Here is a 12,404-nt window from a genome sequence, read left to right as displayed (position 1 = left end):
TGCCTCCTGCCGGTGGGGAGGCTTCGCACCGTTCGTGTCCTAGTTGTCAAGACCCCAAAGATCCGTGTTCCGTTTGAAGTACTCAATCAGCATCTCGGTGAGCACCCGCACTTTCCGCGTGGGATGCTGACCCGGCGGTCGGACGACATACGCGGCCCCCGGAGGTACCGGATAGCGTGTCATGATCGGGACCAGCGCGCCGGAGGCCACATATTCATGTGTGATGCAATCGGGGAGCCAGGCGATGCCGAGACCTGCCGCCGCCGCGGCGGCAAGCGCCGTGGCGCTATCGGCCTTGAACCTGCCCTGCGGCTGGACCGTAACAATCTTGCTGCCATTTATGAACTGCCAGGCTTCCGTTCCCTGCATGAGGGCCTGATGGGTGACGAGTTCGTCCAGAGTCTCGGGTGACCCGTGCACCTCGATATAATCCGGGCTTGCGACAAGCTTTCCATGGATCGGCCCGACGCGCTTCGCGATCAGGTTGGAGTCTTGAAGGTAGGCGCCCCGGATCGCGCAATCGAAACCTTCTGCGATGAGATCGACGAAGCGATCGCTGTAGGAAGTATGGATGTGAAGCTTCGGGTGCAGACGCGCCATTTCCGCGAGCACGGGGGCGAAGTGGGTCGCGCCGAAAGTAAGCGGCATGGCAACCCTCAGGCGGCCGCGCAGCTCACCGGTGGGGAGGATCGTTTCCCGAGCCGTATCGATCTCTGCGCTGGCCCGGGCCGCATGGTCTCTGAACGTGATTCCCGCTTCGGTGAGCGCGGCGCCGCGGGTCGTTCGTGCAAGAAGCTGGACGCCAAGTTCCGCTTCAACCCGAAAGAGCCGCCGACTGACGATTGACTTGGAGACGCCGAGCCGGCGCGCGGCGGCCGATACGCCCCCTGCATCGGCCACTGCGACGAATGTCTGTAGATCTTCGATGTCCAATTCAGCGTTCCTCATTTCGCGACACAGCTTGCCTGATTATGGCACTACTGCATCACCAAAAGGAACGGCAAATTGCGTCCAGGCAACGCTCGCCCGCTGGCGCATGTCTCCCGTGAACCCATTGCCGTCCATAGCGGCAGAGAAAGATTGCCGTCCATGGCGGCAGAGAAAGGAAGTCTTGATGACCCCTCGCAACGGCCTTGATTCGCTTCTTCGTCCTGAAGACTCGGTACTCGTTCTGATCGACCACCAGCCTTACCAACTCGCGAACCTGAACAGCCACGATCCGCAAGCTGTGGTCAACAACGCGACCGCGCTGGCGAAGCTAGCAAAAGCCTTCAATGTTCCGACCATTCTCACCAGCGTGATCGCGGGTCGTGGCGGCATCCTCTTCAAGCAGATCACTGACGTCTTCCCGGGGCAGGAAGTGATCGACCGGACTTGGGTGAACACCTGGCAGGACGAGAAGGTGGTGGACGTGGTCAAGGCGACCGGCCGCAAACAACTGATTATCGCAGGCCTTTGGACCGAAGTCTGCGTCGCGATGCCTGTCATCCAAGCCCTCGGCGAAGGCTGGGACGTGTCCGTGATCACCGATGCGTCGGGCGGCGTTTCGACCGAGTCCCACCAGATCGCCATCCAGCGGATGATCGCGGCTGGCGCAAACATGATGACCGTGATGGCGCTCGCTGGCGAGTGGCAGCGCGACTGGGCGCGCACCGAGCATGTCGAAGAGCTGACCGAGATTCTCATCCAGCACTTCGGCGGCAGCGGCATCGCCTTCCTGTGGGAGCAACAACTCCTCAAGACGCCTGTGCCGAGCGAAGGCTGATTCGGGCCGGGATGGCGAGCATTTCGGTGAGGGTCGGAATCGATCCGTTTGCCGGCCCTCGCCATCTCACCTCACAGGGAAGCCTTGTGATGCCGAACCCACCTTCACGAGCAGTCCCTCGTCGCACATCCTGGATAGATAGCATCGGGGATGCCGATGGCCGTGAGTTCTGCCGTGCGCACCTCGCCCCGCCCTCGCGGTAGAGCGATGGCCCGCTCCCTGAGCGTCGGTGTCGGCCCGCCGGCGAGGCGTAGGGCTTCTGCGCCGTCCGGTCACGTTTGCGCATTTTTGGCGACTCTGGTGCATTCTGGTGTAGGGGGTATGGCAAATTCATATTTCTCAGCTTCATCGACTCCGGCGAGCCACCGTCTTTTCTACGCTAAGGCGCGATGCAGCGCGCCGCCGTCCGACTTTTCTCCGCGTAACGATCTGGGTCAAGTTTCCACCAGCCTGGCGGACAGGAATTCGATGAAGCGCTGGGCCTTGGCTGGAATGAGGCGAGTTTCGGTGACGGCGTGAATGCTGACCGCCGATCCCTGCCATTCGGGCAGGACACGCCGGAGCCTGCCCGAGGCCAAATCTTCGGCGACGATCTTCTCGGCAAGCAGGGCGATGCCCTGGTGGTTGACCGCCAGGGCGCGGATCATCCCGACGCTGTTGACAGTGAAGCGGCCTCCAACCTCGACTTCGACCTTGTTCGTCCCCTGATGCAGGGTCCAGATCTTCGGCATGCAGATGCATTCATGCTCCGCCAGATCCGCCGGTGTCGCCGGCTCGTCGGACGCTTCGATGTAGCCCGGAGTAGCATAGAGGTGGCGCGCGTGGCGCCCGATCAGGCGAGCGATCAGGCTGGAGTCTTCCAGCTCGCCCATGCGGATCGCTACATCGAACGGCTCGGCCACCAAATCGACGCGGCGCGGGGTCAGGTCGAACTCGAAGGTGATGCCGGGATAGTGCCGCGCGAAATCGACGATGATCGGCGTCAGGTAAAGCGTGGCGAAGTCGACCGGGAGCGAGACCCGCAGGACACCGCTCGGCTGCTCCAGCATCGCGCCGAGCTGCTCGTGTGCGAGCCGTGCCTCGTCGACGATGCGCTTGCTTCGTTCGTAATAGAGCTGGCCGGCCTCGGTGAGTTCGATCTTGCGCGTCGTTCGATGCAGAAGCCTCAGGCCGATCGCCTTCTCCAGCGCGCTGATACGTCGCGACAGAGTCGAGTTGGGCATGCCCAGAGCCTCAGCCGCCTTCCGGAAGCTCCTCGCTCTCGCCACCTCCACGAACAGCGCCATGTCGTTCAAGTGGCCCATACTATTGCTCCATATTTGGAATATTGATTTCACTTTTGCCGGATTTATCCCGACATTGGAATAGTGGACAAGCGCTCCAGCAAATGGAGATCCCAATGAGTCCCTTATTCACCCCTGTCCGCGTCGGCCGCTACACTCTGCCTAACCGCCTCGTCATGGCCCCGATGACCCGCAGCCGCGCCGGCTTCGACGGTATGCCGGGCGAGCTGGCCACCGAATATTATTCCCAGCGCGCCGGCGTCGGCCTGATCGTCACCGAAGGCACCCAGCCCTCGGATGACGGCCAGGGCTATCTCACCACCCCCGGCATCTACACGCCCGCCCATGTCGCCGGCTGGCGGAAGATCACTTCTGCCGTGCACGACAAGGGCGGCCACATCTTCATCCAGCTCATGCATGCCGGGCGCATGTCGCATCCCGACAATACGCTGCATCACCGCCAGGGGGTCGCGCCGTCCGCGATAGCGCCGGGGAGGGGTATGTTTACCATGACGGGGATGCAGGACATTCCCACGCCGCGCGCGCTGACGACCGAAGAGGTGCGCCAGACGGTCGCCGATTTCCGCCATGCCGCGCGCTCGGCGGTCGAGGCCGGCGCCGACGGCATCGAGATTCACGGCGCGAACGCCTACCTGGTCCAGCAGTTCTTCGCGCCCAGCGCCAACACGCGCACGGACGAATATGGCGGGTCGATCAAGAACCGAGCGCGCTTCGCCATCGAAGTCGCCACGGCGATCACCGAGGAGATTGGCGCGGACCGCACCGCGATCCGCCTGTCACCGGGGACGACGATATGGGGGATCGACGAAGGCGCCGAAGGGCCGGACCTCTACCGCTATCTGGTCGCCGAACTCGACAAGCTCGGGCTCGCTTACGTGCACATCATGCACCAGGGCGACGAGGCGCTGCTGGCCGATATCCGCAAGCTCTGGCACCAATCGCTGATCCTCAATCGGCCAAGTCGTCCGCGTGACCAGATCGGCGCCGACGTAGCTTCGGGGCTGGCCGATCAGGAGTCCTACGGCCAGATGGTCCTGGCCAATCCGGACTTTGTGGAACGATTGAAGACCAATGCGACGCTGAATGCGGCAGTCCAAGCCACTTTCTATGGTGGCACCGCCCTGGGCTACACCGACTATCCTGCTTTGAGCGCGTAAAGCGCAAGCAAGTAAATTCCCAAGCTCCAGCAGTCTAATAACAATTTCTCACCCGATGCGGACTGCATAATTCGAAGTTCTTGAGAGACTTCAAACTATATCGTCCAACAGGAAGGAGAAGCCTGATGAACCAACACAATGACTTCCAAAGCGCCCCCGGCCGGGCTGAATCGCTTGGCTCCGGCCGGGCCCTACGTCTTCAAGCATATGGCGGCACAGAGAGCTTGAAAGTCGATTGGCTATCCGCCCCCGAGCCTGGTCCCGACCAAGTGCTCGTCCAGGTCAAGGCTGCCGGAGTAAACGGAATCGACTGGAAAATCCGTGAAGGCTACGTCCGCGACAAGTTCAAGTTATCTTTGCCCGCGACGCTTGGCATCGAAATGGCGGGGGTTGTGCTGCGGACCGGCTCCAACGTCGAAGGCGTGAGGGTCGGAGACCGGGTCATGGCCGCGCTGGGTGGCCTGGGCGCTTATGCTGACCATTTGCTGATAAATGCCGAAAAACTCGTCAAGACGCCTGCGGTCCTGTCAGACATTGACGCGGCGGCAGTACCGGTGGCGGCGATGACGGCATGGCAAGTCCTTCAGGTCGCCGATTTCGACCTTCGGGGGCGGCGGGTGTTGATCCACGGCGCGGCTGGTGGGGTGGGCAGCTTCGCTGTCCAGTTCGCCAAGACGGCTGGAGCGACCGTCTATGCTACAGCCTCAACCAAGAGCGTGGCCCATGTCCAAGCCTTGGGCGCTGACGAAGTGATCGATTACCAGAAACAGAACTTCGAGGTTCTTGCGAGCGACATTGACCTTATCGTCGATCTTGTCGGGGGCCAGGTCTTGGACAAATCTTGGTCGGTCCTATCGCCTGGCGGCGTCCTGGCCAGCATCGCTGCAACTGATGTGGTTTCGCGCGCCCCGGCAGGCCGTCATGGCATCTGGTTGTCAGTCAAACCTGACACCGCGCGCCTAGCCACAATCGCTCAAGAGATCGCTGACGGCTCGCTGCGGTCCACGATTGCAGAAGTGGTCGGCTTCGACGATCTGGCATCCGCGATCGAGCGCAATCGCACCGGCCACGCTCCCGGAAAGATAGTCTTAGACCTCACCAGGTGACTTCAGCTCATGGTAATCGTCCCTAAAGGGGGACCGTCTGCATTCGGCTCATGTTGGGACGGCCGTGAACCACAGTTATGCAGGGCCTTTCCGCTCCGCCGCAAATCTCAAATGCGCGTTTTTTAGCCTTCCCTGACCGGCAGCGCCTTTTCACCGGAATCGACCGCCCTATTTTCGCCTCGACAGGTGGGTGGCTGCTTGCTGGACGAGTCCCTGCGACGAGTACGGCATGTGCTTCGAGGTAACCCCCAATGGACTTCCACGATCGGCACCTATTGCGGTTGCGGGTGAACGGAGAGGACCACAGCCTTTCCGATCTCGATCCCCGCGTCACGCTGCTCGACCTGCTGCGCGAGCGGCTTCATCTGACCGGAACGAAAAAGGGATGCAATTTCGGCGAGTGCGGCGCCTGCACCGTGCACCTCGACGGACGGCGTGTGAATGCCTGCATGATACTTGCCGTGTCCTGCGAGGGACGCGAGGTCACGACGATCGAAGGCCTGGCAAACGGCGATGCGCTTCATCCCGTGCAGCAGGCGTTCATCGATCATGATGGTTTCCAGTGCGGATTCTGCACGCCCGGCCAGGTGATGTCGGCGGCGGCGCTGATTGAGGAGGGACATACCGGCTCCGATGCCGAGATCCGCGAATGGATGAGCGGTAATCTGTGCCGCTGCTCGGCCTATCCGCAAATCGTCGAGGCGGTGCGCTCAGCGGCCGGGAGGGCGAGCCAATGACCCCATTCGTCTATGCGCGCGCCGACAGCCTGGGCGACACGATCGCAGCGGGTGCCGCGCCGGACAGCGCCTTTCTCGCCGGCGGCACCGAATTGCTCAACTGGCTGCGCCTTGGCATTGCCGAGCCGACGCGGATCATCGACATCTCCCGCCTCGACGGGCTGGATCAGATCGAGGCACTGCCCGGCGGCGGCTTGACGATCGGCGCGCTGACGCATCTCAACGATGTCGCGCAGCATGCGCTGGTCATGCGCGACTATCCGGTGTTGAGCCAGGCGATCCTCAACGCCGCATCGCCGCAGCTGAGAAACCTAGCAACGATAGGCGGCAATCTTCTGCAGAAGACGCGCTGTGCCTATTTCCGTGCTGAAGAGCAGTTGCCATGCAACAAGCGTCAGCTCGGCTCCGGCTGCTCGGCATTGCATGGCATCAACGACAATCACGCGATATTCGGCTGGACCGAGGATTGCGTCGCCACCCAGCCATCCGACCCGGCGGTGGCGCTGGCAGCACTTGATGCGATCATCGTCACCGCGCACCGCAGCGGCGGCCGGCGCATTCCGGTAGCGGAATTCCACGTGCTTCCCGACACGCGGCCCGAGGCAGACAATGTGTTGCAGCAAGGCGAACTGATCACGGCAATCGAGCTATCGGCACCAGCGCCGCGATCGGCTTACCTCAAGGTGCGCGAGCGCGAATCCTACGAATACGCCATCGTCTCTGCCGCCGCTGTGCTGGAGATGGACGGCCAAACCATCCGTCGGGCGGCCGTGGCGCTGGGGTCCGTCGCGCTGCGGCCGTGGCGGCTGAGCGCCGCCGAGGAGCAGCTCGCCAGTGCCGATGTCGGTGATCGCGAGGCGTTGAGCACCGCTATCGAGCAATCCTTCGCCGAAGCGCGCCCCTTGTCGCAGAACGCCTATAAGATCGAACTGGCCAAGACCGCCGCTTTGCGGGCGATCGAAAGAGCAGCGAGGATGCCGTCATGATGATCAGCCAGCCTGTTGCCCGCCCTGACGGCGGCGTCAAGGTCACCGGCCGCGCCCGCTATGCGGCCGACTATTTCGCCCCCGACCTGCTCTATGCGGTACTCGTGACCGCGCCCGTTCCGGCCGGCCGCGTGACGTCGATCATGGTCGACGACGCGCTCGCCGAGAACGGCGTCGTGCGTGTGCTCACGCATGAGGACATGCCCAAATTCGGCCGGTTCGCATCGCCGAGGGCCGAGCCCGATACGCAGATGCAGCAGGCCGAAGGCCCGCCCGCGGCGCAGAGCTTCATGCCCATGCAGAGCGACGAGATACGTCACGAGGGTCAGCCGCTTGCCATTGTGCTGGGCGAGACGCTGGAGGCAGCGGAGGCCGGTGCCCGCCGCGTCGCATTGCGCTACGAGTTCGCCGAGCCGGAATTGCCGGCACCGCTGGAGTGGACCGCCATCGACAAGGCTGCGGTCGTGCCGAGGGAGAGCGGCTTCCTGTTCCTGGAGCCGACGTTTACCAAGGGCGACGTCGACCGCGGGCTTAGCGACGCAGCCGCCATGGTCGAAGCCGTCTACCTGCAGCCGTCGCGCCATCACAACGCCATGGAGCCCTCGGCGACGCTCGCTGAGTGGAATGACGGAGAGCTGACGCTGCACGACGCCACGCAGCACGTCTACGGTGTCCGCCAGGTGGTTGCCGCCCGCATGAATGTCCCGGCCGAGAAGGTCCGCGTGATTTCCCGCCATACCGGCGGCGGCTTCGGCGGCAAGGGCTGGATCTGGCCGCATCAGGTGCTGGCCGCCGCCGCCGCGCGCATCATGCAGCGCCCGGTCAGGCTGGCGCTAAGCCGAGCCAATGCCTATTCCTGCCTCGGTTATCAGCCGCGCATGGCACAGAAGATCGTGCTGGCGGCGGACAGGTCGGGCAAGCTGACGGCCGTGCAGCAGGACGTGGTCAACCTGACCACCGTGACCGACGATTTTGTCGAGTTCGCCACCGAAGCCTCCAAGGGTCTCTACGCCACGCCGGCCATGCGTCTCAGCCAGCGCGTCGAGCGCGCAAACGTCGCCATGCCGACGGCGCTGCGCGCGCCGGTCGAGGGTCCCGGCACCTGGGCGCTTGAAAGCGCAATGGACGAGCTCGCCCACCGCCTGGGCGTCGATCCGCTCGACCTGCGTCTGATCAACCATGCGGACACGGATCCGGCCACCGGCCAGCCCTGGTCATCGAAGAAGCTGCGCGAGGCTTATGAGGAAGGCGCCCGCCTGTTCGGCTGGCGCGAGCGCCCGCGCAAGCCGCAACGCGACGGCGATTGGCTGATCGGCTACGGCATGGCGACCTGCAGCATGGGCTGTTTCCGCAACCCGACGCCTGCAGCCGAGGTCAGGCTTCACCGGGATGGCACGGTGCTCATCCGCACCGGCACCCAGGATATAGGGACCGGAACACTCACCATCTTTCCGCAGATCGCGGCCGACGTGCTGGGCCTGCCGATGGAGAAGATCGAGTTGGAAATGGGCGATACGCAGCTGCCGGAGGCGGGACCGACCTATGGCTCGTCATCGACCATGGGGGTGGGCGCGGCGGTGCTCGCAGCCGCCGAAGATGCCCGTTCGCAGCTTGCCCGTCTTGCCAATCTGCTGCCGGACGAGGTGGAGATGCAGGACGGCAAGATTCGCCGCAAAGGCGCTGCCGGCGGTCAGACGATCGCCGACGTGATGAGCCATACCGACATCGGCGAGATCACCGGCTCCGGCTCGTTCGATCCGGCGCAGCATGGCAAAGGCCGCGCCATGCGCACTTTCGGCGCGATTTTCATGGAGGTCGGCGTCGATCCGGGGATCGGCCTGCTCAGGCTTCGTCGCGCCGTCGGCAGCTACAGCGCCGGCCGCATCGTCAATCCCCGCACCGCACGCAGCCAGATGACGGGCGGCATCATCTGGGGCTGGGGCATGGCGGCAATGGAGCAGAGCAGGCACGAACCGGTGCTCGGCCGGTTCCTGTCGAAGAACCTTTCCGGGGTTGCCATTCCGGTCAACGCCGACATTCCCGGCGACATCATAATCCACTTCGTCGATGAGGTGGACGAGCATGCCAGCCCGATCGGCGGCAAAGGCATCGGCGAACTCGGCGCCACCGGCGTTGCCGCTGCTGTTGCCAACGCCGTCTTCGACGCCACAGGCAAGCGGATCCGGGAGTTGCCGATCACGCCGGAAAAACTGCTGTAGAAGGATCGGCCCGCGGAAGCGTCTGCTCGACGAGGTTGACGTAATAGCGCATCACCATCGGCACGATCTCGTCGTTGAAAACGTAGCGGTCGCCGTGCAGGCCTTCGCCCGGGCCGACCTCGCCGGCACCGATCCACGCATAACAGCCGCCGGCGGCGCGGATCATGAAAGCGAAATCCTCGCAGCCGAGACTGGGGCTGAACTCGGTCAAGACATTCTCCCGGCCGACGACGGAGGCGGCGGCCACGACGGCGCAGGCCGTCGCATCCGCCGTATTGATCAGCGGCGGATAGCCCTTCCTGTAGTCGAGCCTGGCCTTGAGCGAATGCGCGGCGGCAATACCTTGTGCGATCTCGCCGATCAGCCTCTCGCAATGGTCGGAAAGGCCGTGCTCGAAGAAGCGGCAGGTGCCTTGCAGCCAGACCTTGCCCGGCACGATGTTGCCGACATTGCCGCCATGGATCTGCGTGATGCTGACGACAAGCGCGCTCTGCGGGTCGACCGAGCGGCTGACGATGCGCTGGACGGCTTGCACGAAGGCGCTGGCGGCCAGGATCGGGTCGTCGCCGAGCTGCGGCATCGCGGCATGCGCGCCAAGACCCTCGAAGGTCAGTTCGAAATTATCGACGGCCGCCATTTGCGCACCAGCGCGGGCGGCGATCGTCCCCAGCCTGACGCCCGGCCAGTTGTGGACCGCATAGACCGCCTCGACCGGAAAGCGCTTGAACAGGCCGTCCCCGATCATGCGCATGCTGCCGCCCTCGTTCTCCTCGGCCGGCTGAAAGATGAAAGTGACGGTGCCGTCGAAGGTGCGCGACTCGCTAAGCAATTTGGCGGCGCCGAGCAGAATCGCGGTGTGGCCGTCATGGCCGCAGGCGTGCATCACGCCCTCTTGCCTCGAAGCATAGGACAGGCCGGTTTTCTCCAGCACCGGAAGCGCGTCGAGCTCGGCGCGAAGGCCGATAGCGCGTGCGCCGCCGCCGCTGCGCAGGACACCGACGACGCCGGTGCCGCCGATCCCTTCATGCACCTCGTCGACGCCGAAGGAGCGCAGTTTCTCTGCAACGAAACGCGCCGTTTCGTGTTCATTGAATGCGAGCTCCGGATTGGCATGGATATGGTGCCGCCAGCCTATGACCTCTGGTGTCAGCGCGGCGATCCGGTCATTGTGCAGCATGATGGCTCCTTTCCGCCGACAAAAAGCGGCTTGGTTTGCCAGCCATAGAAGGCCCCGCGAGAGGCGTCTTGAACCGGATTGACCATGGCAAGGACAAACGAAGCGGCAGAGACCGGGAAATACTGGCGCCATCCGTGCTTCCCCGACCTGGGCCTGTTCGAGGCGCGCTTCACCCAGCACCGCTACGACCTGCACACGCACCCGACCTATGTGATCGCCCTGATCACCTCGGGCTGCGAGCGCATTCGCATCGGCCGTCAAAGCGTTCTCGCTCCGGCGGGCACCATTGCCGTCGTCAATCCCGAGGAGTGGCATGACGGCGAACGCGGGGCGTATGAAGGCTGGGCCTACCGGACGTTTTATCCTTCGGTGCCGCTGATGAGCGCGCTTGCCGACGAACTCGGCCGCGACGGCGCTCCGGTGTTTTCGCGCGCGACTATCGAAGACAGTGGTCTCGCCGCAGCATTGATGTCAGCACACCAAGGCTCGACGTCCCCAGACTCAATGACGGCCGAGACGTCCCTGCTCGTGGCGCTGCGACGGCTGATCGTTCGGCATGGCGACTCGAGCGGACAGGCCGAAGAGATCGAAAGCTCCGGATCGCAGCGAAGATTTTCCCTCTACCGCGATCTTGTCGAAAGCGAGCTTGGCTCGCAGCTCGACCTCAAGCGGCTTGCCGGCGCGGCTGGCGTGACCCGGTTCCAGGTCATCCGCGACTTCAACAAGGTAATTGGCCTGACGCCGGCGGCCTATATCCGTGACCGGCGATTGCGCCGGGCGAGTGCGCTGATCGAACGGGGATTTGGCCTCGCCGACGCCGCCATCGCGGCGGGTTTCGCCGACCAGAGCCATCTGTCCCGTACCTTCCGGGCCATGCATGGCATGACGCCAGGCATGTTCAGAAGAGCGGGATAAGGCGCTCCTGAACAGACAAGCTTGCGCGCCAATGCTTGCTGCGCAATGCTGACGCAGCTCGGGGGGAATCATGCGAAAAATCTTGGCTTCGACGCTGCTGCTCGCGGCAGTTCTATCCGCAACGGCTGCCCAGGCGCTGGACGCCAGCGGCACGCCGGTTGTCGTGACCCCGCTTGCCTCTCGCACCGAGACTGCATCCGGCCAGCCGATCACGCTGCCGCAGAAGAACGTCCAGGTCCTGGTCTCGGCCTATCAGATCGCGCCGGGCGCGACCTTGCCGGTCCACAAGCATCCGTTTCCGCGCTATGCCTATGTCGAGGCCGGCACGCTTCAGGTCACCAACGTCGAGACCGGCAAGAGCAACACCTATCAAACAGGTGATTTCATCATCGAGATGATCGGGCAATGGCATCAGGCGACCAATGTCGGCGCCGATCCGGTCAAGCTGCTGGTCATAGACCAGGTCGAAGAGGGCACCAAGAACACGGTGTTGCGCCAGTAGCTGCCACGTCTGAAAACGGCGTCCGGGCGGATCCAGCACGGCGCGTAACAGCCGTCAGAACGCGAATCCCTCCGGCAAATTGTGATTCCAATAGCCTTCCTCGACAAGTTCACTTATGCGCCAGCCCTCGGACGTGCGTACGACGCGGTCTCGATACCAAAGCCCCTGGAAGAAGACCTGCCTTTTGCCTTCGCCGAGGTCGACCACCATCGGGCATGAACAATGCACGCGCGCGCTGGCCTCATCCCCTCGGAGATCCAGAAGGATTGTCGAAATGGCGTGCTGCGAGATCAATATCTTCGAAAGGGCGCCTTTCATGTAAGCAACATGCTCGTCCACACCGCTCCTGATTCCACCTGTTACAGTGTCGTCAAGCACGGCATCGGGTGTGAATATTTTGCGATAGGCTTCCCAGTCGCGATCGTCCACCGCATAGCAATAGCGAACAAGCAGCTGTTCGATCTCAAGCCTATCGGAAACCTCCTGCAATGAAAGGGTCATGTCCTGTCTCCGCGGTTGGCGGCACTAATGCCGCA

At 63.4% G+C, this 12,404-nt stretch carries 12 protein-coding genes; 8 read left to right on the top strand and 4 right to left on the bottom strand.

Going from position 1 to position 12,404, the window contains the following annotated elements; translation table 11 throughout:
- Positions 1–39 precede the first annotated feature (39 nt).
- A complete protein-coding gene (locus NKJ23_RS09120) occupies positions 40–933 on the bottom strand; it encodes a LysR family transcriptional regulator (RefSeq protein WP_352635520.1) in 894 nt (297 codons plus the stop codon).
- A 181-nt stretch (positions 934–1,114) separates the two neighbouring features.
- On the opposite strand from NKJ23_RS09120, the gene NKJ23_RS09115 reads away from it, so the two are divergent.
- Positions 1,115–1,765 carry a hydrolase gene (locus tag NKJ23_RS09115; RefSeq protein ID WP_352451920.1) on the top strand — a complete coding sequence of 217 codons (651 nt, stop codon included), beginning with the start codon at positions 1,115–1,117 and terminating at the stop codon, positions 1,763–1,765.
- Between the two features lie 434 nt (positions 1,766–2,199).
- On the opposite strand, the gene NKJ23_RS09110 is transcribed toward NKJ23_RS09115, so the two are convergent.
- Entirely contained in the window at positions 2,200–3,069 is an 870-nt protein-coding gene (locus tag NKJ23_RS09110; protein ID WP_352680084.1) for a LysR family transcriptional regulator, read from the bottom strand.
- 83 nt (positions 3,070–3,152) lie between these two features.
- On the opposite strand from NKJ23_RS09110, the gene NKJ23_RS09105 reads away from it, so the two are divergent.
- The 5 genes from NKJ23_RS09105 (at position 3,153) to NKJ23_RS09085 (ending at position 9,274) form a co-directional block, all read left to right on the top strand.
- Positions 3,153–4,226, top strand: a complete 1,074-nt coding sequence (locus NKJ23_RS09105; protein WP_352680082.1) for an alkene reductase — start codon at positions 3,153–3,155, stop codon at positions 4,224–4,226.
- A gap of 125 nt (positions 4,227–4,351) precedes the next feature.
- On the top strand, positions 4,352–5,332 hold the full coding sequence (locus NKJ23_RS09100) for an NADP-dependent oxidoreductase (RefSeq protein ID WP_352680081.1): 981 nt from the start codon (positions 4,352–4,354) through the stop codon (positions 5,330–5,332).
- Positions 5,333–5,583: 251 nt separating this feature from the next.
- Positions 5,584–6,069, top strand: a complete 486-nt coding sequence (locus tag NKJ23_RS09095; protein ID WP_352680079.1) for a (2Fe-2S)-binding protein — start codon at positions 5,584–5,586, stop codon at positions 6,067–6,069.
- Positions 6,066–7,055 carry an FAD binding domain-containing protein gene (locus tag NKJ23_RS09090; RefSeq protein ID WP_352680077.1) on the top strand — a complete coding sequence of 330 codons (990 nt, stop codon included), beginning with the start codon at positions 6,066–6,068 and terminating at the stop codon, positions 7,053–7,055. The genes NKJ23_RS09095 and NKJ23_RS09090 overlap by 4 nt, the downstream gene beginning before the upstream one ends.
- Entirely contained in the window at positions 7,052–9,274 is a 2,223-nt protein-coding gene (locus NKJ23_RS09085; RefSeq protein ID WP_352680075.1) for a xanthine dehydrogenase family protein molybdopterin-binding subunit, read from the top strand. Before NKJ23_RS09090 ends, NKJ23_RS09085 begins: the two co-directional genes overlap by 4 nt.
- Here the strand turns inward: NKJ23_RS09085 and NKJ23_RS09080 are convergent.
- A complete protein-coding gene (locus NKJ23_RS09080) occupies positions 9,252–10,451 on the bottom strand; it encodes an amidohydrolase (RefSeq protein WP_352680073.1) in 1,200 nt (399 codons plus the stop codon). The two genes, NKJ23_RS09085 and NKJ23_RS09080, sit on opposite strands and share 23 nt — an antisense overlap.
- A gap of 84 nt (positions 10,452–10,535) precedes the next feature.
- Here NKJ23_RS09080 and NKJ23_RS09075 point away from each other — a divergent pair, with 84 nt between their 5' ends.
- Both NKJ23_RS09075 and NKJ23_RS09070 read left to right on the top strand, forming a co-directional pair.
- A complete protein-coding gene (locus NKJ23_RS09075) occupies positions 10,536–11,366 on the top strand; it encodes an AraC family transcriptional regulator (protein ID WP_352500886.1) in 831 nt (276 codons plus the stop codon).
- Between the two features lie 70 nt (positions 11,367–11,436).
- Positions 11,437–11,868, top strand: a complete 432-nt coding sequence (locus tag NKJ23_RS09070) for a cupin domain-containing protein (RefSeq protein WP_352454539.1) — start codon at positions 11,437–11,439, stop codon at positions 11,866–11,868.
- 54 nt (positions 11,869–11,922) lie between these two features.
- Here NKJ23_RS09070 and NKJ23_RS09065 read toward each other — a convergent pair whose 3' ends face one another.
- Positions 11,923–12,369: a nuclear transport factor 2 family protein gene (locus NKJ23_RS09065; protein WP_352454540.1), complete on the bottom strand. Its 447-nt coding sequence runs from the start codon at positions 12,367–12,369 to the stop codon at positions 11,923–11,925.
- Positions 12,370–12,404: the final 35 nt, after the last annotated feature.

Origin of the sequence: Mesorhizobium sp. M0184 (genome assembly GCF_040322215.1) — a bacterium.
Classification (GTDB): domain Bacteria; phylum Pseudomonadota; class Alphaproteobacteria; order Rhizobiales; family Rhizobiaceae; genus Mesorhizobium.
Note: the sequence above shows the minus strand (reverse complement) of the source record. Positions and strands in the feature narration are given on the sequence as shown.

Bases quoted from the DNA above. Each gene is read 5' to 3' on its own strand.
- NKJ23_RS09105 (WP_352680082.1), top strand. From the start codon at position 3,153: ATGGAGATCCCAATGAGTCCCTTATTCACCCCTGTCCGCGTCGGCCGC.
- NKJ23_RS09090 (WP_352680077.1), top strand. From the start codon at position 6,066: ATGACCCCATTCGTCTATGCGCGCGCCGACAGCCTGGGCGACACGATC.
- NKJ23_RS09075 (WP_352500886.1), top strand. From the start codon at position 10,536: ATGGCAAGGACAAACGAAGCGGCAGAGACCGGGAAATACTGGCGCCAT.
- NKJ23_RS09080 (WP_352680073.1), bottom strand. From the start codon at position 10,451: ATGCTGCACAATGACCGGATCGCCGCGCTGACACCAGAGGTCATAGGC.
- NKJ23_RS09070 (WP_352454539.1), top strand. From the start codon at position 11,437: ATGCGAAAAATCTTGGCTTCGACGCTGCTGCTCGCGGCAGTTCTATCC.
- NKJ23_RS09100 (WP_352680081.1), top strand. From the start codon at position 4,352: ATGAACCAACACAATGACTTCCAAAGCGCCCCCGGCCGGGCTGAATCG.
- NKJ23_RS09110 (WP_352680084.1), bottom strand. From the start codon at position 3,069: ATGGGCCACTTGAACGACATGGCGCTGTTCGTGGAGGTGGCGAGAGCG.
- NKJ23_RS09065 (WP_352454540.1), bottom strand. From the start codon at position 12,369: ATGACCCTTTCATTGCAGGAGGTTTCCGATAGGCTTGAGATCGAACAG.
- NKJ23_RS09095 (WP_352680079.1), top strand. From the start codon at position 5,584: ATGGACTTCCACGATCGGCACCTATTGCGGTTGCGGGTGAACGGAGAG.
- NKJ23_RS09085 (WP_352680075.1), top strand. From the start codon at position 7,052: ATGATGATCAGCCAGCCTGTTGCCCGCCCTGACGGCGGCGTCAAGGTC.
- NKJ23_RS09115 (WP_352451920.1), top strand. From the start codon at position 1,115: ATGACCCCTCGCAACGGCCTTGATTCGCTTCTTCGTCCTGAAGACTCG.